We start from the raw sequence: 1,892 nt of genomic DNA, 5'->3' as shown, positions 1-1,892 counted from the left end.
TGATTAAAGACTTAAGATAAATCTTAAGTCTTTTTTGTTGTTAAAAATTCTTATATTTAATTAATTCTGCTTAAACTGGTGTTGATAATAGATAGTATAAATATATTGTCACTTGTTTATATGCATTCAAAATAAATAGAGATGTCATTTAGACATCTCATTATGGGAATTAATCCCCTATTAAAATTAATCTCATCACCATGAATAAAATATTACTTAATTTTAATCATCTGATCATATAATATTTTATAGTTGTTTAGTCTCTCATATATATAGTAATTTTTATTTCTATCTAGTTTTTTAAATACAAAGGTTTTCTCAGTATCTAAAACACCTAAATTCTTTTCATCTTTTTTATAAATTGGATCATAATACTCCTTTTCCCCTTCACCTTCAAAACTAAGATTATATGCAGCGTAGTTTCCTGTACATCGTACCTTTATTTCTGTCATATCAACTACATCATTAATATCTAAAATTTCAATGGAGCCCTGACTACCAAAATCAAATTTACCTTTTTCTAATGGTATCAATATCTTTTCCCTATTACCACTTGTATTATACTGATATGGTATTAAATACACCTCCCCACTTTCACTTGGAGGATTATGCTGCATAATTGATGTAGATTCTTCTCTATTTGGACTAATAGTCTTCTCATTTAAAATACCTTTATCGCTATCCCAAAGAAAGTAATATCTAAATAAAGCGAATTCTCCTATCTGATATTCAAAATTAAGGAAAATACCAGTAGGATATTCTTTTGCATTTAAAACTTTAATTACTCTATCTCTAGATATAATTGTTTTATTTAGTTCATATTTCTTAACAGCTATAGTACTACTATCTAAAGTTAGTGGAATAGGATCTAAATTAATATCTATATATTCAGGTTCACGTTGTTCTGTATATAACTTTGTCACTTTAAGATTACCATTAAAGATGGTAGGTAATACTCCTCCATCTTTAGATTTGAACTGCCATGATTCAATCCCCTGAAAAGTATAATCATCAATAAATTGCCCATAAAATAATCCGGTATTTTCCACTTTTCAATTGTAAATTTCTAGGATATCTTCTAAAGTCATTTTTTTCAATATTATTTTATCCATTTATTTTCTCTCTGTTTTAGTTACAAATTCTAATTTATCCAGTAGTTTAAACATCAAAGCAACTAGTCTTATAATATAATTACTAATTAATATATATTTATTATAAAGCAATCTGGATTATATTTACATAAAATATTGATGGTATATTTTTGATTGATTTAAAATAGTATAATAAATCAACACTTAATTAAATTACATAATATATTTCTAATATATGACTAATAATAAAGAATATAAACAAAAGTAAGGGCATGGATATAAACAGCGAAGGATATATATAAATATATAGATATGGTTAAATATATACAATTAATTTTATCTAGAAACATGAAAGAAACGAAAAGGTTTATTGGAGGATATATTTAATTGTAAAGTATTAGAATATAATGATAGTAGATAATGTAGTAATAAATAAAGCTATTATAGGTAGTAATAAAATGTTAGGTAGTAGTTGTAATATGTAAGATGGAAATAGAATAATAAATAGTTCTATTATAAATCCCAAAATGTTTTAAAAATAAGTATCTAATAATTTTTTTCAGGTATTTTTTATAAAAATATCAACAACAACTAATCCAGATGTATCAATATGTATAAAACATAGAATAATGCAAATAACTATATATAATAACGAGAAAAATACGATATATTAAAGACTTATTATAATGTAAAATGATATTAATATGATAATATGTAAATCGTTCCTTACGAAACAGGTTTTCAAACAACAAAATTGAATGAAAAAAATTCAATAAAAAATATGTTGACAAGAAAATCTTT

The 1,892-nt window shown here is 23.6% G+C and carries 1 protein-coding gene; it reads right to left on the bottom strand.

Going from position 1 to position 1,892, the window contains the following annotated elements; translation table 11 throughout:
- Positions 1–212: 212 nt before the first annotated feature.
- Complete coding sequence (locus ACQRD5_RS17045; protein WP_427747100.1) at positions 213–1,049, bottom strand: hypothetical protein; 837 nt, start codon at positions 1,047–1,049, stop codon at positions 213–215.
- Between the last annotated feature and the right edge of the window lie 843 nt (positions 1,050–1,892).

Source organism: Clostridium sp. SGI.024, from assembly GCF_050315195.1.
In the GTDB taxonomy this organism is placed as follows: Bacteria; Bacillota; Clostridia; order Clostridiales; family Clostridiaceae; genus Clostridium.
This window is presented reverse-complemented; position numbering and strand designations above follow the sequence as displayed.